The 17,919-nt window shown below is 63.5% G+C and carries 20 protein-coding genes; 14 read left to right on the forward strand and 6 right to left on the reverse strand.

Going from position 1 to position 17,919, the window contains the following annotated elements:
* Positions 1-7 precede the first annotated feature (7 nt).
* From H292_RS0113355 to H292_RS0113370, 4 genes are all read left to right on the forward strand, one after another.
* Positions 8-922, forward strand: coding sequence for an aldose 1-epimerase family protein (locus H292_RS0113355; protein WP_020111735.1), 915 nt, complete (start codon positions 8-10; stop codon positions 920-922).
* A gap of 28 nt (positions 923-950) precedes the next feature.
* Positions 951-1,970, forward strand: a complete 1,020-nt coding sequence (locus H292_RS0113360; protein ID WP_019664835.1) for an LLM class flavin-dependent oxidoreductase — start codon at positions 951-953, stop codon at positions 1,968-1,970.
* A gap of 166 nt (positions 1,971-2,136) precedes the next feature.
* Complete coding sequence (locus H292_RS0113365; protein WP_170947461.1) at positions 2,137-3,234, forward strand: ferredoxin reductase; 1,098 nt, start codon at positions 2,137-2,139, stop codon at positions 3,232-3,234.
* A 20-nt stretch (positions 3,235-3,254) separates the two neighbouring features.
* Complete coding sequence (locus H292_RS0113370; RefSeq protein ID WP_019664837.1) at positions 3,255-4,694, forward strand: fatty acid desaturase family protein; 1,440 nt, start codon at positions 3,255-3,257, stop codon at positions 4,692-4,694.
* 84 nt (positions 4,695-4,778) lie between these two features.
* On the opposite strand, the gene H292_RS0113375 is transcribed toward H292_RS0113370, so the two are convergent.
* Positions 4,779-5,960 carry a phytanoyl-CoA dioxygenase family protein gene (locus H292_RS0113375; protein ID WP_020111737.1) on the reverse strand — a complete coding sequence of 394 codons (1,182 nt, stop codon included), beginning with the start codon at positions 5,958-5,960 and terminating at the stop codon, positions 4,779-4,781.
* Positions 5,961-6,137: 177 nt separating this feature from the next.
* Here H292_RS0113375 and H292_RS0113380 point away from each other — a divergent pair, with 177 nt between their 5' ends.
* Positions 6,138-7,028: a sugar phosphate isomerase/epimerase family protein gene (locus H292_RS0113380; protein ID WP_020111738.1), complete on the forward strand. Its 891-nt coding sequence runs from the start codon at positions 6,138-6,140 to the stop codon at positions 7,026-7,028.
* Here H292_RS0113380 and H292_RS0113385 read toward each other — a convergent pair whose 3' ends face one another.
* Positions 7,029-8,057 carry a LacI family DNA-binding transcriptional regulator gene (locus H292_RS0113385; RefSeq protein ID WP_026347749.1) on the reverse strand — a complete coding sequence of 343 codons (1,029 nt, stop codon included), beginning with the start codon at positions 8,055-8,057 and terminating at the stop codon, positions 7,029-7,031.
* Positions 8,058-8,124: 67 nt separating this feature from the next.
* Complete coding sequence (locus tag H292_RS0113390) at positions 8,125-8,772, reverse strand: TetR/AcrR family transcriptional regulator (protein ID WP_020111739.1); 648 nt, start codon at positions 8,770-8,772, stop codon at positions 8,125-8,127.
* 248 nt (positions 8,773-9,020) lie between these two features.
* On the opposite strand from H292_RS0113390, the gene H292_RS0113395 reads away from it, so the two are divergent.
* Genes H292_RS0113395 through H292_RS0113405 form a run of 3 tightly spaced genes read left to right on the forward strand, consistent with a single transcriptional unit; the run spans position 9,021 to position 12,469 of the window.
* Positions 9,021-10,148: a DUF5938 domain-containing protein gene (locus H292_RS0113395; protein ID WP_020111740.1), complete on the forward strand. Its 1,128-nt coding sequence runs from the start codon at positions 9,021-9,023 to the stop codon at positions 10,146-10,148.
* A 9-nt stretch (positions 10,149-10,157) separates the two neighbouring features.
* Positions 10,158-11,717 carry an AMP-binding protein gene (locus tag H292_RS0113400; RefSeq protein WP_020111741.1) on the forward strand — a complete coding sequence of 520 codons (1,560 nt, stop codon included), beginning with the start codon at positions 10,158-10,160 and terminating at the stop codon, positions 11,715-11,717.
* Entirely contained in the window at positions 11,714-12,469 is a 756-nt protein-coding gene (locus H292_RS0113405) for an SDR family NAD(P)-dependent oxidoreductase (RefSeq protein ID WP_020111742.1), read from the forward strand. Before H292_RS0113400 ends, H292_RS0113405 begins: the two co-directional genes overlap by 4 nt.
* Before the next feature lie 7 nt (positions 12,470-12,476).
* Here the strand turns inward: H292_RS0113405 and H292_RS0113410 are convergent, their stop codons facing one another.
* Entirely contained in the window at positions 12,477-13,499 is a 1,023-nt protein-coding gene (locus H292_RS0113410; RefSeq protein ID WP_020111743.1) for a substrate-binding domain-containing protein, read from the reverse strand.
* 269 nt (positions 13,500-13,768) lie between these two features.
* Between H292_RS0113410 and H292_RS0113415 the strand changes: the two genes are divergently transcribed.
* From H292_RS0113415 to H292_RS0113435, 6 genes are all read left to right on the forward strand, one after another.
* Positions 13,769-13,939: a CsbD family protein gene (locus H292_RS0113415; RefSeq protein WP_019664848.1), complete on the forward strand. Its 171-nt coding sequence runs from the start codon at positions 13,769-13,771 to the stop codon at positions 13,937-13,939.
* Positions 13,940-14,065: 126 nt separating this feature from the next.
* Entirely contained in the window at positions 14,066-14,332 is a 267-nt protein-coding gene (locus H292_RS0113420; protein ID WP_019664849.1) for a lipopolysaccharide assembly protein LapA domain-containing protein, read from the forward strand.
* 3 nt (positions 14,333-14,335) lie between these two features.
* Positions 14,336-14,542 carry a hypothetical protein gene (locus H292_RS0113425; RefSeq protein ID WP_020111744.1) on the forward strand — a complete coding sequence of 69 codons (207 nt, stop codon included), beginning with the start codon at positions 14,336-14,338 and terminating at the stop codon, positions 14,540-14,542.
* A 67-nt stretch (positions 14,543-14,609) separates the two neighbouring features.
* The gene (locus H292_RS0113430; protein ID WP_019664851.1) at positions 14,610-15,296 is read left to right on the forward strand and encodes a DsbA family oxidoreductase; all 687 of its coding nucleotides are present in this window, start codon (positions 14,610-14,612) and stop codon (positions 15,294-15,296) included.
* Positions 15,289-15,432 carry a hypothetical protein gene (locus tag H292_RS28165; RefSeq protein WP_155290387.1) on the forward strand — a complete coding sequence of 48 codons (144 nt, stop codon included), beginning with the start codon at positions 15,289-15,291 and terminating at the stop codon, positions 15,430-15,432. The genes H292_RS0113430 and H292_RS28165 overlap by 8 nt, the downstream gene beginning before the upstream one ends.
* A 62-nt stretch (positions 15,433-15,494) precedes the next feature.
* Positions 15,495-16,142, forward strand: a complete 648-nt coding sequence (locus tag H292_RS0113435; protein ID WP_019664852.1) for a TetR/AcrR family transcriptional regulator — start codon at positions 15,495-15,497, stop codon at positions 16,140-16,142.
* A 62-nt stretch (positions 16,143-16,204) separates the two neighbouring features.
* Here the strand turns inward: H292_RS0113435 and H292_RS0113440 are convergent, their stop codons facing one another.
* Positions 16,205-17,107 (reverse strand): oxygenase MpaB family protein, encoded by a 903-nt coding sequence (locus H292_RS0113440; protein ID WP_020111745.1) that lies wholly within the window; start codon positions 17,105-17,107, stop codon positions 16,205-16,207.
* 156 nt (positions 17,108-17,263) lie between these two features.
* Positions 17,264-17,746 carry a DUF6764 family protein gene (locus tag H292_RS0113445; RefSeq protein ID WP_020111746.1) on the reverse strand — a complete coding sequence of 161 codons (483 nt, stop codon included), beginning with the start codon at positions 17,744-17,746 and terminating at the stop codon, positions 17,264-17,266.
* Positions 17,747-17,919: the final 173 nt, after the last annotated feature.

The following is a 17,919-nucleotide window of genomic DNA, read 5'->3' on the forward strand; positions in this document are numbered from 1 at the left end:
TCGGACGATGGTACCCACGACACCGGAGTCGCAGCCGCCGTCTTCCTCGGGTCCGCGCGGCGCGACATTGACCGGAGACGGCTGGACCGTGACCGTCGCGTCGGTGGGCGCGGAGTTGGTGTCCGTACGAACACCGTCCGGGCGAGAATTGTTGTGGGACGCGGGTCCGCAGTGGCGTCGGCACGCCCCGATCCTGTTCCCGTGCATCGGCCGATCGCCCGGTGATTCGGTCACCGTCGACGGGGTGGCGTATCCGATGCCGCAGCACGGGTTCGCCCGAGACATGGCATTCACACTCACCGCGTCGTCCGACGACACGTGCGAATTCGAGCTCGCCTCCGACGATCGCACTCGCCGTCATTACCCGTTCGATTTCGCGCTGCGGGTCCGTCACCGTGTGCGCGGCAGCGAACTGAGGTCCGACTACAGCATCGTCAACACCGGTTCGCGGATCATGCCCGCGTCCTTCGGGCTGCACACGGCGTTTCTGTGGCCCACCGAACCGGCTGCACGTGAAGCCAGCTCCGTCGTGTTCGCGGAGGCTCAGTCGGACCGTGTCCACCGCGTCGTCGACGGTGTCCCGCTGCCCGAGCCACAGCCGTCTCCGCTGTCGGGGCGAACCTTGGCCCTCTCCGACACACTGTTCGACGCAGGTGCCGTGGTGTTCGAGCGCGTCGCGGGGACCGAGGCCACATACAAGTCCGAAGCGACGGGAACGTTGACGCTGACGTGGGCCGGTTTCGAGCAATTCGCGGTGTGGTCTCCGCCGTCGCGTGCGGGTTTCGTGTGTCTGGAACCGTGGGCGGGGCTGCCCGCTCCGGAGACGTCGAACGGAGAGCTGGGCGCCGGACCGGCGACTCTGGTGATACCCCCGGGGCAGGAACGCGTGTTCTCCTGCACCGTCGACCTGGACGCGGAATAGTCGCGACAGACGAACAGTTGAAGCGACAATGAAGAAGATCGGGTTCCTTTCCTTCGGCCATTGGACGCCGTCGCCCCAGTCGCAGACACGCTCGGCCTCCGACGTTCTGCTGCAATCGATCGATTTGGCGGTCGCCGCCGAGGAGTTGGGTGCCGACGGGGCGTACTACCGCGTCCATCACTTCGCCAACCAGCTTTCGTCGCCGTTTCCGCTGCTCGCAGCCATCGGAGCGAAGACGAGCACCATCGAGATCGGCACCGGCGTCATCGACATGCGGTACGAGAACCCCTTCTACATGACCGAGGACGCAGGGTCTGCGGACCTGATCTCCGGAGGAAGACTGCAGCTCGGCATCAGCCGTGGATCGCCCGAGCAGGTCATCGAGGGGTACAAGTACTTCGGGTATTCCCCGAAGGAAGGATCCGATCATGCCGAGATGGCGCGCGAACACACCCGCGTCTTCCTCGACTTGCTGGAAGGTAAAGGGTTCGCGCAGCCGAATCCGCGGCCGATGTTCCCGAACCCCCCGGGGCTGCTGCGCCTCGAGCCGCATTCCGCGGGACTACGCGAGCGCATCTGGTGGGGTGCGGGCAATCGCGAGACTGCCGAGTGGACCGCACGGCAGGGTATGAACCTGATGAGCTCGACGCTACTCACCGAGGACACGGGCATTCCGTTCCATCGGTTGCAGGCCGAGCAGATCGAGCGGTTCCGCAAGACCTGGGCCGACGCCGGCCACTCGCATCAACCACGAGTTTCCGTCAGCCGCAGCATCTTTCCCATCGTCAGCGATCTCGACCGGGCTTACTTCGGACGTCAGGCCGACGGCCAGGATCAGGTCGGATACATCGACGGCGGCATCGCACGTTTCGGCAAGTCGTACGCAGGCGAGCCCGAGCAGCTGATCGAGGAGCTGGCGGGCGACGAGGCCATTGCGGCCGCCGACACCGTGTTGATCACCGTCCCCAACCAGCTGGGCGTGGACTACTGCGCACATGTCATGGAGGCTCTGCTCCGCGACGTCGCTCCCGCTCTGGGCTGGCGCTGACCGACGATGTTTGGGCCCCGGCCGGACCGGTTACTCGCGTAATCGGCTGCGGGGGCCCGGGCATTCGTATGCCCCCGAAATGAGCCAAACAATTTGAAATACAATTGATTTCGGCTCATTTTGCGGTTTCACGACACAGACGCGGTGTTGGCGTTACGTTTCAGGTGTGGCAGAGCGGGGGGCCAAGCCCCAGGTATCTTTTGTGCGAAGAACAGCGCTTCGCGCGGTTCGAATGCTGTTCAACCCGTTGAGACCGGACGACTATCTTGCGTTGATCAACCCGTTGTGGACGACGCGGGAACTGCGTGGGCAGGTAGTTCGCGTCGCGCCGGAGGGCTCGGAGGCGGTGTCCGTCTTCATTCGTCCCGGCTTCGAATGGGCTGGTCACGTGCCAGGACAGTACGTCCGGCTCGGTGTTCTCATCGACGGTCGTTACCACTGGCGGGCCTATTCCTTGACGTCCGACCCGGACCCTGTCGACGGCCTGGTCAGCGTAAGTCCCAAACTCGTGCCCGAGGGGACTGTGTCGCCGTACCTTGTCGGCACCATCCGCACAGGCGACATCGTTCGTCTCAGTGAGGTCGAAGGCGAGTTCACCCTCCCCGACCCGCTGCCGGAGAAGATGGTCTTCATCAGCGCGGGCAGCGGCATCACGCCGATCATCAGTATGCTGCGCAGCCTCGACCATCACGACCAGGTTCGAGACATCGTGGTGGTTCACTCGGTTCACACCCGCGAGCAGCTCATGTTCGCGGACACCCTCGACGAGCTGGAGGCCAAGCACAACGGCCTCGCCGTGAAGCTGCGCATCACCAGCGACGAAGGCCGCATGAAGGCGACCGAATTGGACGAACTCGTGCCCGACTGGCGAGAACGTGACGCATTCTGCTCCGGCCCGGGTGAGCATCTGGACGATCTGAAGTCCTACTGGAAAGACCAGGGCGATTACGACAGATTCCACCACGAGAGTTTCCAACCGGTCATCGGGGGGAACGCGGAGGAAGGTGAAGGCGGCGTGGTCGCGTTCACCAACAGCCAGAAGAAGGTCGAATGCGACGGTGGAACGACCATTCTCGCGGCCGGTGAGGACGCCGGTCTCGACCTCACCTTCGGGTGCAGGATCGGCATCTGCCACACCTGCGTGGGAACTCTGAAATCCGGACGGATACGGGACCTTCGAAACGGGGACGTCTCAGAACCGACCGGCCAAGCGGTACGCATCTGCGTGAACACAGCGGAAGGCGACATCGAAATCGAGCTTTGACATCTTCTGGGAGGACATAGATGACGATCGACGACGCAACCAGGACCGACCCGAGCAGGACCGAACCGGTCAATCCTCTGGCGCATCTGAGCGACGAGACCATAGCCGAGCTCGCCAAGGAGTTCGACGCCATTCACGACGAGGTGTACGCGAGCCTCGGCGCCAAGGACCGCAAATACATCACGTCCGTCATCGCAGCTCAACGGCAGTTGTTGGTTGCCGGCAGAGTTCTGCTTCTGGGCTCGACGAGCAAGCCCGCCTGGGTTGCAGGTACCGCGTGCCTCGGGATCGCGAAGATTCTCGAGAACATGGAGATCGGCCACAACGTCATGCACGGTCAGTGGGACTGGATGAACGATCCGGAGATCCATTCGTCCGTGTGGGACTGGGACACCGCGTCGACGGCCCAGTCGTGGAAGCACTCGCACAACTACGTCCATCACACGTACACGAACATCCGTGGCAAGGACAAGGATCTCGGTTACGAGATCATGCGCATCGACCCCAACCAGAAATGGCACCCCGTCTATCTCGCGCAGCCGTTCTACAACGTTCTGCTGATGGCGTTCTTCGAATGGGGAGTCGCGCTGCACGATCTGGACATCGAGGCGATCCGCCGGGGCGAGAAGCCCGTGAAGGAACTGGTCCGCGATCTCAAAGGAATTGCAGGAAAGGCACGCCGGCAGTTCGTCAAGGACTACGTGGGTTGGCCGACCATCAGTGCGGGCGCGTTCGCTCTGGCGCAGCTGGCGAGCGGCGGCCGCCTGCGTGAGAGCAAGAAGTCGAGGCTAGCAGCGAAACTGCGTGGCTCCAGCCGCTTCGGAAAGTCGAAGAGGACGACCGGTTTCCTCGACTCCCGGTTCAGCGGCGTCGAGAGCACGTTCCTGGCGACCCTGGCCGCGAACTTCACCGCCAACATCATCAGGAACGTGTGGTCGCACGGCATCATCTTCTGCGGTCACTTTCCGGATCAGGCCTACACCTTCAGCCAGGAGGAAGTAGAGAACGAGACACGGGGCGGGTGGTACGTCCGTCAGTTGGTCGGCGCCGCGAACATCGACGGCGGGCCGCTGTTCCACCTGATGAGTGGCAACCTGAGTTACCAGGTCGAGCACCATCTGTACCCGGACATGCCGAGCACCAGGTACTCCGAGGTGTCGCCCAAGATCAAGGACATCTGCGAGCGGTACCAGCTCCCGTACAACACCGGACCGCTCATCCAGCAGTGGACCATGGTGCATCGCACGATCGCGCGTCTCGCCTTACCGGGTGGCAAGGCTCGGCCGAAGCCCGGACCGTACCGACCGGAGGAAGCATGGCGCCGCAAGTTCGACGATGCTCCCTCCGAGAGCGAGGCCGCGCGGTCGCGTAGCCGCGTTCCCGCAGGCCATCCGGACGCAGGTCCGGAGCACTCGTCCGGTGGCGTCGACGTCGAGCCGCCGCCCCGCGGCGACGACTGACGGTCTCGGTTCACAGCACACCATGTCGGGCGTCCTCGGTTCATGGAACCGAGGACGCCCGACGTGTGTTCCGGCTGGGTGTGCTCAGGCCTCGTGGCGTGCGTACAGGGCCCGGGCGGCGGCGTCGAACTCGGCGGCACTCATCCGGCTGTCGACGGCTCGCTTGACCAGTTCGGCATGAGTCTCGCCCGCCAACCCCGTCAACGGCTGGTCCAGATCGAGGTTCGACGGGAACGCGTACCCCTCGGCCGACGCAGCGATGACGTTCTCCACGTCACGGGTGCGGCCGCTCTCGGTCCACTCGAGCAACGTCGGGTACAGAGCCGATCCGATGGCTTCACGGTCGACGCTGTCCAGTGCGCGGCCGAACGCCGAGGAGACCTGCAGCAGATTCGCCATGCGGTAGATGTCCGTCGACGTGTTGTGACCTGCCGCATGGAAGAGCGCCGGGTTGAAGAAGACGGCGTCGCCCTCCTCCAACGGAAGCTGAATGTAGTTCTCCGCGAAGTACTCCCGGAACTCGGGCAGGTTGAACGCGATGTACCCGGCCTCGAACTTCTGGGAGTAGGGAAGGTACATCGTCGGGCCGCTCTCGATCGGCATGTCGCAGTGAGCAACTGCACCTTGAAGGGTGAGGGCGGGCGACAGACGATGGACGTGCGCACGGAATTTCGCGGCGGTGTCCGTCGACATGAAGCCGAGGTGGTAGTCGCGATGCGGGTTCTGAGCCGCACCACCGGGATTGACAACGTTGATCGCCGAGGTGACCTGATACATCGGGCCGAGCCATGCCTCGGAGACGAGAGCGAGAATGTCGTTGGAGTAGTAGCGGGCGTAGAGCTCCGGCTGGACCAAGGCCAGCTTCTGCAGCGCAGACCAGATCCTGTCGTTGGCGCCCGGCTTGGCGAAGTGATCGCCACCGACGACGCCGGTTGCGTGCTGCTGCTCGATGATTCGCCGGTACTCCGCCGTCGTCTCCGCAAGCGCGTTCTCCGACGTGAACGCCTTCTTGAACACCACGATGCCCGGACCGTTCAGCAAAGCGTCGGCGAGCTCGTCCTGGATGTCCGAGCGGGCGTCCGCATCTGCGGCCTGCGCCGTCAGTGCGGCGGCGTCGTAGATCAGGACGTTCGACGCGACGTCGGCCGCATGGGGGTAGTCCGCCAGTTCGGTGGTCTGCGCGACGAGTTCACGAAATTGGTCGATGTTGCAGTCCGATTCGCTGAGCCTGTCGGTCCGCGGGGTCTGCCGGATGTCATTGGTCATGATGAGGTTCCTCGAAGTTCGGAGGGATCGTTCCTGGATGCAAGCTTGCCAAGACAGATGTGGCCGATCAACGAAAAAAACCATCAAGATCCCCTCGAGCAACGGACGCGTTTCTCGAGGGGAATTTGATGGATCGGCCCGTTGATCGAGACCTGCGTTCCCGGGGACGATGAGCAGATGATCTCCGATGAGCCGGTGAAGTCCACGGACAATGCGCCCCGAGTCCCCGCCGACATGATCGCCGCGTGCTGGACGTCCGCAGGCAACGTGCGTCCCGACGCCTCCCCCGCGGTGAGCCCGATTCCCATCTCCGAACGGATCGCCGCCGTCGCGTCCGCGGGTTTCGCCGGGATGGGCATCGTGGCGGCGGATCTGGCCGCGATCGAGTCCGGCGTCGGATTGCACACTCTCCGAGCGATGTTGGACGATTCGCCGCTGAAGTTCGTCGAGATCGAGTTGCTGGAGAAATGGTGGATTCCGCGAGGCGAGGACGGCAACACCTTCGCCGTCCGTGACTTGCTGTTCCGCGCATCCGACGTGCTCGGTCCGACTCACATCAAGATCGGATCGGAGAACGCAGAACCTCGCGACCTCGCTCCGTACACCGAACCACTGCTGGAACTCACTCGCCAGGCCGCAGAACACGGAACGCGGATCGCGATCGAACCGATGCCGTTCTCGATCGTCTCGACCATCCCTGCCGGGGCCGATCTCGCCCGATCCACCGGTCACCCCGATTGCGGGATCATCGTCGACGCGTGGCACGTGTTTCGGGCGGGCACGACGTTGGACGAGCTGCGCGACTCGCTGACGTCGGATGTCGTGTTCGGGATCGAACTGGACGACGCCGATGCAGAGGTGGTGGGTACGTTGCTGTCCGACACGATGGACAATCGTCGGCTCTGCGGCGACGGCACGTTCGATCTCACCGGACTGGTCGGGGTCCTGCGCGACATCGGCTACACCGGTACGTGGGGTACGGAGATCCTCTCGACCGAATTCCGTTCCACTCCCCTCGATCTCGCTCTGAAACGAGCGATCGACACCGCACGCGCCTTCGTCGAGTAGTCAGAACATGTTGAACGGGGTGAGCACGCGAATCGCCGACGACTTGGCGGACACCGGCGCCAGCGCGCCTTGCGCGTGCATCAGCATTCGGCATGCTCGATTCGCGTCCGCGCGCAGGTCGTGATCGAGCACGACGGTGATCCGATGCCGGTACAGCAATTCACGGTTGTCGGCGTCCAGGTCGTGGGCCACGAACACCGAACAGTCGCGGCCGAGCTTGTCGAACGCACGCACTATCGCGGAGTTCCCCCCGCCGCACGAGTAGACGGCGACGATGTTCGGGTTACGTTCCAGCGCATCGAGAACCAAAGTCTCGACGCGCGAATCGAGCCCGTCGTTCTCCGCGATCTCCACCACCGACCGCGGACGGTTGTCGCCGGTTCCGGAGATCCGGCGCATGGCGCTTCTGAATCCGATCTCTCGTTCTTCCTCACCGCGGTAGGAGTTGCTGCTCAGGGTGATCAGCACGTCGCCGGGGGTCTCGCCCAGCATTTTGGTGACCAAGTACGCGGCCGTCTCCCCCGCTGCACGATTGTCGATCCCGACGTAGCCGACCCGTCGGCTCCCCGGCACGTCGGTGACGTGGGTGACGACAGGTATTCCGGCTGCCACGACACGGTCGATCGCGTCGACGATCTCCGGAACGGCGGGAGCCTTCACGATGACTCCGTGGGACGACCCGGCAGCGATCCGGTCCAACCGCTCGACGAGCGAGCCGACGGATCCGTGCTCCTGCAAGTGGAATCGAGCTCGGACCAACGCAGGTTCGAGAGCCGGTAGTTCGGCCTCGATCGCGCGTTTGACGGCACCCGAGAATCGATTGGGAGCGGACATGACCACGTCGAACATGAACTTGCGTCCGGCGACTCGCAGCTGAGCTCGTTGATTGTCGAGGTCTGCGATGGCCTTCTCGACCGCGTCCTTGGTCGATTCACGAACGCCTGGACGCTTGTTCAACACTCGATCGACGGTGGCTTCGCTGAGTTCGGCCTGCTGGGCTATCTCGCGCACCCGGTATCGGTGGGGCATGGGTGCTCCTGATGGGATTTCGGCATCCGTACGGCGCGAAGGTCCATCACCGTACCCGCAGAGAATATCAGCGGCCGTGAACCGTTTTTCCTGAATCCAGCATCTCGAATGCGTCGAGGATCATGCGTCGGGCCACGTCGATCCTCCGCTCGTTACCGGCGAACCGATCGAGCAGTGCCCGCTGGAAGATTCCGTCGAGCAGGATGTACGCAGCCCCGCTGTCCAGCGCCGGCTCCGTTCCTCTGAGCGCGCAGAACCTGCTCACGACGCGCCAGATCATCTCCTCGCGTCGGCCCTCGATCTCGAGTACGTCGTCCCGGAACGAACTGTCGAACAGACTCTGATTGCGCAGGTCGTACCACAGTCGATGCACCAATGCGTCCGACTCCAGTGTGTCGAAATACATGGTGCGGAATCCGGTGAGCAGCTGTTCGTCGCTCTCGGCGGCCTCGACCACTTCGTCGTACCGGGTGACGCAGATGGCTTCGTACTGGCGCACGGCGTGCGTGATCAGGTCGAGTTTGTCCGAGAAGTAGTAGTGCAGCACGCCGTGCGAGTACTCGGAGTTGAGGGCGATCTCTCGCAGTGAGGTGCGCGCATATCCCAACTCGGCGAGGGTGTGCAACGTTGCTTGCGCCAGCTCGGTCCGCTTGGCCTCGAACTTGTTCTTGGCGCGCTCCTCGATGCGGCCACGTGCGTCGGCGGCCTCGTTCATCACCCAGCCCTCCCTTCGCGACGAACACCAGCAGGTTCCAACCCTGCGGCGTCATCGCAGTGTATTCCCGACGGCGTTCGAGTTTTCTGGGCACTTGTCCAAATTTTTCTTGACGTTCGTCCAAATATTGCCATAGTGTGACTCGTGACACACAACGGGCCCGGGGTTCTTCTTCCCGAACGCCCCGATCTCGATCCCACCGTGGCCGACTCCTGTGCGCTCGGCCGATGACGAGAGGACCTACTGCCATGCCAACCGACAAGCGTGTAGTCGTGTACGGAGCGTCCGGGTACACCGGCCGCCTGATCTGTGAGTATCTGCGCGAGTACAACATTCCGTTTCTCGCGGCAGGACGCGATCACGCGCGGGTCGAGGCCATCGTGGATGCCGTCCCCGGAATCGATACCGTCGAGCACGACATCGCGGAGGTCGAACATTCCAAAGATGCACTGGTGGAGGCTTTTCGCGGAGCCGAGGTAGTACTGAACACCGTAGGCCCGTTCTCCAGATGGGGTCACGCAGTGGTCGAGGCAAGCCTGGAGATCGGGGCTCATTACACAGACACCAACGGCGAACAGGACTGGATGATCGACGTCGAGAAAAAATACGGCGCGGCGTTCGCCGAACGAAACCTCGTTCTCACACCAGGATTGGCGCAGATGTACAGCATCGGCGAGATCGCGGCGAACATCTGCCTCGAGACACCGGGGCTGGACACGCTCGACATCCAGGTGTTCTGGAAGGGGCATCCCACCGTCGCATCGACCAACACGATCCTCACCAACGCCGCATTCTCCAAGGCGTACTTCCTCGAGCAGAACGAATACGTGGAATGGCCCGCCGAGGACGGTATCTACCAGGTGGTGGTCCCCGGGCAGCACGATCTCGGCCTTGCCTTGCCGTGGGGCGGAACGTCACATCCGGTGTGGTTCAAGAACGATCCCCGCGTAGCCAATGCACGCGCACTCGGCGGCGTCATCAATCGACCGCTCATGCTCGGGGTCCCCCAGATCATCGCTGCGGCGCTCGAGCAGATGGAAGGAAAGTCCGACGCCGAAAAGTACCAGATCATCGACACCATATCGGCGTCCGTACGTAGCGAGACTCCGCCGCGAGAGAATCCACGGATCAACACCTCGTTGGATTCGGTCTACGCATCCGGACCCCTCGGACGGGTGCACACCGTCATCCACGGCAACTGCAACTACAAGCAGACGGCGTTGCTCAACGCGTACGCAGCGTCGCATCTACTTCAGGCACCGCCCCGAGCAACGGGCTTCGCGTCGAGCTGCCAAGCGTTCGGCCACCGTGAACTCCTCGGCGTACTGCGCGCGTTCGGTCTGGTTCTCGATCCCATCGTCACCGCGCACAGCTAGGCCGGGACGATGCGATTGTCCGACTATCTCGACAAAGGGATGTCCCTCGGCCGTGATGCACCGTGTATGACGATGGGTGAGTACACGCGAAGCTACGGCGACGTCCACGACGACACCGTGGCCATCGCGGGGGCGCTTCAGCGTGCAGGTATCGAGACCGGCGACCGCGTTGCCGTGCTGTCGGCCAACGATCCGCGCGCGTTGACGTGCGTGTTCGGTATCTCCCGTGCTGGGGCGGTGTGGTGCCCGGTGAACCCGCGGAACGAGGCCGACGAGAACCGCCAACTCTTCGATCTGTTCGGGTGCAGGTTTCTCTTTTTTCAGAAGGCGTTCGCGGAACTGGTGACCGAGATCCGTGACCGGCTCCCCCTGCTCGAGTGGCTGGTGTGCCTCGACGGCGATGTTCCGGGTGCACTTGCGTACGACCGATGGCTCGCCGATCACGTGGCCGAACCCGACACCAGCCGTCGCCCCGCCGACGGTCTGTGCATGATCGCCGGTACGGGCGGAACTACCGGCAGGCCGAAGGGCGTTCGCCTCACCGAGGAGAACATGATGGTCTCCACGGCCACGGCTCTGATGAGTTACCCGTTCGGCGAGCGGCCGCAGTACCTCGCGCTGGCGCCGCTGACACACTCTGCCGGGGTACTGACTTTTCCCATCCTGAGCCTGGGCGGACACGTGGTGATCATGCCCGCGCCCGACGTCGGCCGGTTCCTGGAGCTTGTCGACGAGCATGGCATCACGCACGCCTTCCTACCTCCCACCGTCGTGTACGGATTGCTCGACCACCCAGCACTGGATTCGACGGACCTGTCGTCGTTGCGGTGCCTCTGGTACGGCGCCGCACCGATGTCGCCGACCCGGCTCGAGGAAGCACTGCGACGCATCGGCCCCGTCCTCGGGCAGTTGTTCGGGCAGACGGAGGCACCCAACATGATTGCCACGCTCGCGCCGGCCGACCATTTCCGAGACGACGGTTCGATCGCCACCGAGCGGCTCGCATCGGCCGGCCGGCCGACGCCGCTCACCACGGTCGCGATCATGAGCGAAGCCGGGCTCCTGCTCGGGCCGGGCGAGCGAGGTGAAATCGTCGTCCGGGGTCCACTGGTGATGGCGGGCTATCACGAGAATCCCGACGCGACAGCAGAAGTCGGTGCGTTCGGCTGGCACCACACGGGCGATATCGGGTACCTCGACGACGACAACTTTCTGTACATCGTCGATCGAGCGAAGGACATGATCATCTCCGGCGGTTTCAACGTGTACTCCGCCGAGGTCGAGCAGGCACTTCTCGCACATCCAGCGGTGAAGGAAAGCGCCGTTGTGGGGTTGCCCGACGACAAGTGGGGAGAACGTGTCTCGGCCGCTGTGCAGCTGAGACCGGATCGACAGGCATCCGAGACCGAACTGATCGCTTTCGTGAAGAAGCGCATCGGAAGCATGAAAGCCCCCAAACAGATAGAGATCTGGGACGACCTCCCCCGCTCCAAGGTGGGGAAGATCCTCAAGACCGAAGTACGCACCACGATGCAACTCCACTCGAACACGAAAGGAAACACACCATGACCGAACTCGAGGGCAAGCGCGTGTTCGTCACCGGATCCGGCGCCGGAATCGGAAAGGCCATCTCGGCACTGTTCGTGCGACGCGGAGCCCGAGTCGTGGTCAGCGACATCGACGAGGCGGCCGCCGCCCGAGCGGCCGAGGAGATCGGCGCGGCCGGGATCGCCAACTGCGACGTCACCGACGAGGAACAAGTGCAGGCAGCCGTCGGGCAGGCCGTGGAAATCCTCGGAGGTCTCGACGTTCTGGTCAACAACGCCGGTATCGAGATCTCGTCACCGCTTCTTCAGCAGTCGACCGAGAGCTTCGACAAGATCTACGCCGTCAACGTGCGCGGGCCGTTTCTGGCCATGAAAGCCGCAATCGGGCCGCTCGTGGAGTCTCGAGGGAACATCGTCAACATAAGCTCGGTCGCCGGCATCGGCGGAAGCCCGCTGCTCGGATCCTACTGCGCCACGAAAGCTGCACTGATCCAGTTGACGCGCGTCGCGGCTGTCGAGATGCGGCCGTCCGGCGTTCGAGTCAACGCGGTGTGCCCCGGGTTCGCGGACACTGCGATGGTGGACCGACTCGTTCCGGATTTCGAGGCGGCAACACAGGTTCCGTTCGGAGACCTGGTTGCCGCCAAGCAGGGCCGACTCGGCACTCCGGAAGACATCGCCGAAGTGGCCGCGTTCCTGGCGTCGGACCGCGCATCATGGGTCACCGGTAGCCACTACGTTCTCGACGGTGGTCTCACGGCATCCCTCGTGTAGCGCGCCGCTACCGGGTGCCGGCGGCAGCGAGGTCCGCGATGGCGTCGATGTTGGTGTTGTCGATGAACGACGGACCGGTCAGCACCGCCTGGCCTCCGCCGATCGTGTTCTTGTTGTTCAGGTACAGCCACAGCGAATCGATCGCGAGGTAACCCTGTAGGTACGGCTGCTGGTCGATGGCCCATTGGACGTCGCCGGACTTGATGGCATCGACCAACGCTGCATTGGTGTCGAAGGTGGAGACAGTCGCGCCGGACCCCGCCGCGGACACCGAATCCACTGCGGTCAGTGCGATCGGCGCTCCCAGCGTGACGATCGAATCGATGCTCGGATCCTGTTGCAGTTTCGCTTGGATCGTCGATTGCACGGACGGCAGGTCCTGTCCGTTGACGTTGAGGTTCTCGATCGTCCCACCGAATCCTTCGGCGATGCCTGCGCATCGCGCTTCGAGCTGAACGGCGCCTTGTTCCTGAATCACGCAGATGGCGTTGGTCGCGCCGTCCGCCTTCAATCGTTCGCCCGCGGCGATGCCCGCGATCCGCTCGTCCTGCCCGAAGTATCCCTGCAGTCCCATGTCTTTCCAGTTGTCGTAACCGGAATTGAAGGCAACCACGGGTAGCCCCTGGTCGATTGCGGACTCGACGTTGGTCTTCATCGCGTCCGGCTTGGCCAGTGTCACGGCGATCGCGTCCACGCCCGAATCGACCGCATTCTGAACGAGATTCGCTTGGCCCGGGGCGTCGACTTCGCCGTTGTAGCGCAGTTCGATGTTGTCCTTGGCGGCCGCGGCCTCGGCGCCCTTGCGGATCAGATCCCAGAAGGTGTCGCCCGGAGGCGCGTGGGTGATCATCGCAATCGTGGCCCTGGGCGTGTCCGCAGTCCCGCCCTCTGCAGACGGGCCGGTCGATTCCGGGGCTCCCCCGGTGCTGCTGCACGCAGTGAGCACCACGGCAAGAGCTATCGATGCGGCAAGTGCGGTCGGTGCGGTGCGCGCGGTGGACGCGGCCCTGCTGCGACGATTCGTGATCACGTGTTGTCTTCCTTCTTCGATTCGAGATGCGCCGGGTACGCGCGTTGAGATGCCAGCTAGACCGAACTATTTGACCGGTCTAAACAACGAGAACGCCACCACTATGAAGCAGGTCACATCCCTCTGTCAACACCCCGCAGGCGCCTCTTCCAGCGGTTCGTCGCGCCCGAATTGGTAAATGTGATTCAGATCACAACGACGTTTGCTTTTCCCATTAGAAACCGACTGAGTATCTGCAATTTTCAATCACACACAGAAGAGGTGCTCCGATGAGCTTCATCGACAAGGCCAAGAACGCAGCAGAAGACGCATTGGGCAAGGCCAAGGAGGTCGTGGGTGACGCGACCAACAACAAGGACCTCGAGGCCGAGGGCAAGAAGGACCAGGGATCGGCGGGCGTGAAGAAGGTCGGCGAGAACATCAAGGACACGTTCAAGTAACCACCGTTCAGGCCCGCCAGGGTCCCCGCACACGCCGGGACCCTGCGGGCCGAACCCTTCGACACGACAACCGCGCCACCGCCAAGTTTCACACTCCGAGTTCCAATTCAGCCCCGAGGAAGCATCATGACCACCACCGACTCCACCTCCGTACGCCCCGCACCACGCCGCCGCGGAGGAATCACCTCCAAGCTCGCGCTGATCGTCGCCCTGATTCTGGCCATCGCGCTCGTCGTGTTCGTGCTCCAGAACACGGTGCACACCCGGATCAACTTCATCGGTTGGAACTTCGACCTCGCGCAAGGTGTGTCCCTACTGGGCGCTGCGGCAGTCGGCGCGGTCATCGCCCTCGCGGTGGTTGCGGCTCTGCGGCTTCGACGCGCGGTGCGTTGACCGATGCTTCCACTTCTGGCTCGAAAGTACTTGTACCGGTACCTGTTCGTCGCGATCGCGCTGCCGATTCTCGCGCGAATTCTGGTGCTCGGGGGTCTGGCAATCGAGAGGCGATCCGGCAAGCCGAACTTGATCTCCAAGGTGTTGACGAAAAGCGGGAGGTTCGCCGAGCGCCGAGCGGAAAAGGCCTCCGGTAAGCACGCCGCATGATGACGTAGGCGGTTACTCGTGTCGACGGCGATCGGAGTCGACACTCGGGAACAATCGGTAACAGTCGATGGTTCTCTTCCTCATGGCTCCGATCACCGTCGACATCTGGTCCGATATCGCCTGCCCGTGGTGCTTCATTGGCAAGCGCCGCTTCGAGGAAGGCCTCGCGGCATCCGGCCAGGACGGAAACGTCCACGTCGTGTACCACAGCTTCGAGCTTGCGCCCGACACCCCAGTGGACTTCGACGGTTCCGAGGTCGACTTTCTGTCGGGGCACAAGGGCATCCCCGCCGATCAGGTCCAGCAGATGCTCGCGCACGTCGAAAATATCGCCGCGTCCGTCGGGCTGAACTACGACTTCGACGCGCTGCAACACACCAAGACGCTCAAGGCGCATGAACTTCTGCATTACGCCAAAGCGCACAACAGGCAGCTCGAGCTTGCCGAGCGCCTGTTCCTGGCCTACTTCACCGAGGGCAGGCACGTCGGACGGATATCCGATTTGGCCGACCTCGCCGCCGATGTCGGACTCGACCGGGCGGACGCCGAAGCCGCTCTGACGGCGGGCAGGTATTCGGATGCCGTCGCTTCCGACATCGACCAAGCCCGCACCTTCGGCATCAACGGTGTCCCCTTCTTCGTGATCAACGGCAAGTACGGGGTGTCGGGTGCACAGGAGCCCAGCGCGTTCGCTGATGTCCTACGCACCGTAGCCGCAGAAACCACAGCCGACACCGCCGCGGCCGATGTCTGACCCGGCATCAGGGGCCGCTTCGGGCACGTCGTTCCGCATGCTCGGTGAACCCGCCGAGGCATGCGCGGGCGGCGTGTGCGCATGGCCCCCGGCGGGTGAAGAAGAGCTCTCCGACGCCCCGGCCGACCCGACGTAGCGAACCAGCGCTGCATCGCGTGGTGACTTCAGCGAGATGCCGTGGTCACTAGACTGGCGGCCGTGTCCAGTATCGATCAGCCTCACTCGGATCGACCGCCGGCCGAGCCGTCCGGAACCGGCCGCCGCCAACAGGACCGGAGCCGGGAGACCCAGGGCAAGATCCTGAGTGCGGCAGTCACGGTGCTGATCGAGCACGGGTACTCGGGAGCGTCGACCCTGCGGATCCAGCAGCAGGCCGGGGTGTCTCGCGGCCGATTGTTGCATCACTTTCCCTCGCGCGAGAAGTTGCTCAGTGCGGCAGTCCACCACTTGGCGCTCGAGCGCATCCGTGGTCTGCACATCAGCTCGGACATTCCCCAGGAACTCAAGGCGCGGATTCGGGCAGCTATCGACGCGATGTGGTCGAACTACAGCCAGCCCTACTTCTGGGCATCGAACGAGCTGTGGAATGCTGCGCGCACCAACGACGAGCTGCGAGCCGAGCTCCGGCCCGTGGAACAGCGAATGGGTCAGGTCATCCGTGATCGGACCGACGCACTGTTCGGTCCGGAGTGCACGACCCGACCCGGCTACAAGCAGATGAGGGAACTCCTCCTGACAAGCATGCGCGGAACCGCCATGACCTACACGTTCGATCCACACGATCCGACGACCGATCGCCATCTCAGCCAGTGGTACTCACACGCGGAAAGCGTTCTACTGCACTAGAAATGCACGTAATCGACGGGCCCGGATCACCGGCCGACCATCGAAATCTCTTGTTTGCAGGCTCACCGGCGAGAGCGTCTGTGCGGCTCGCTCGGACCGTGGTCCACCGGACATCCCGTGGGAAACGTCCCGAGTTCCGAGATCCGATACCCAGCGGGATAGGAACGGACCGCCTTCTGATCGCGGGCGCGGTATGCCGTCGTACGCGGAGGGAGGAGCCGGACCACACGTGCGCGCGCCTTCACCATGGCTTCGGCAACCGACCGTTCGAGCTTCGTCGGCCCCGGGTAATGGAAGGCGTCGAGCAGAGGCTTGTCCATCAGCGCGTATGCCATTCGCCGAAAGACCTTCTTCGGCAGGAACTTGTACGGCGCGAACGTGGACATGAGGTCGAGGGTGGCGTCGGCGACGGCGGTGCTGCCCACGTCGTAGGCGAAGTGCTGCTGCTCGTACTCGTCCATGTAACTGGCGAACTGGTCGTAGGTCTCGGGGATCTCTTTGATTCCCATGTGCCGCCCCAGAGTGCGGTAGTACATGACCATCGCGTCGCGCTCACCCACTCCGACCGGACGCCATCCGAACCTCTCGAGCCAGCGGACCGGCACGACCACGAACGTCGCGAGAACATACAGAAAATCTTCGTTGGAGATGTCGTACGCACCGTGCATTCGATTCATCCGACGGATCGCCGTGCGGCCGTCGACGCTCGCGAACCCCGACTCGACGACCTGGTCGAGGATCAGATTGGTGTCGTCGTAGCGCTGCTGTACACGTTCGGTGAACTCGCCCGTCGCGGCCAGCAGGCTTCCGACGGTCGGGACTGCGTAGGTGCGGAACAATGCAAAGCTGAGGGCCTGAACCGTGTCCCACGGGAACGCGTAGGAGTAGTGCAGGCGGTATATCTCTTCGTAATCGGTGGTCGGGTCCAGAGACTCGATTCTCGTGGTCCACGGATCGTGAAACATGCGCACTCCGATGCAGTCACAGTGACCTCACTCGCTCACTGGTGAATGTAAGGGTTGACGCTTAATCAGTCAACAGTGACCGTTTACGAGTCCGGCGACGCACGACGAAGCCGAGAACCAGGACATCCCCGACCCGGTTCTCGGCACAGAAGTCGGCTAGCGCCCGATGCAGCCTTGAAGAGTGGTGAAGCTACCCGCGAGACTGAGACCGGTGCAGACTGCACCAGTCGGCGTCAGCGTGACGGTTCCGCCAGGACCTGCCACCGCAATCGACAACCCCGGCCCCACCCCTTCGTTCACGGCCGAACTGCCCGGCCCGAACGAGATCGCTGCCGGGCCCGCACCGGCGGTGGCGTCGGACACCGCGGTGCCGCCGTTCAGACCGAGTGCGAGTGCCGCTGCCTGTTCGAGCGCCGCCGCAGAGCCCCAGCCCTCGAATCCGTAACCTGCGGCCGCACTCGTTCCGTCGGCGACGCTGTCGCACTGCGACTGGCCTTCCACCGCGGCTTCCGATGCTCCGCCGGGGGCCGTGGTACACCCGACGGGCGCGGCCGAAGCGGCGGCGGGAGCGAGAAATGACATGCCTGCGGCCAGACCCAGAGTTGCTGCACCACCGAAGAGCTTCGTGAGCGTTCTCATCTTGACGCCTTCCTTCGAACGACTTGGAGATCGAGTACCTGCCTCACGCTGCTCCGCCGACAGCACGACCGTCGATCGCGAATATCTCGAATCAGCATCGACCTGGTCACGTCAAGGTAACACCGCTCCCTGTCGATGAACCGGGAACTCCAGAACCCGCGTCGGGTAGGCCG

The organism is Rhodococcus sp. 114MFTsu3.1 (genome assembly GCF_000383555.1).
Classification (GTDB): domain Bacteria; phylum Actinomycetota; class Actinomycetes; order Mycobacteriales; family Mycobacteriaceae; genus Rhodococcoides; species Rhodococcoides fascians_E.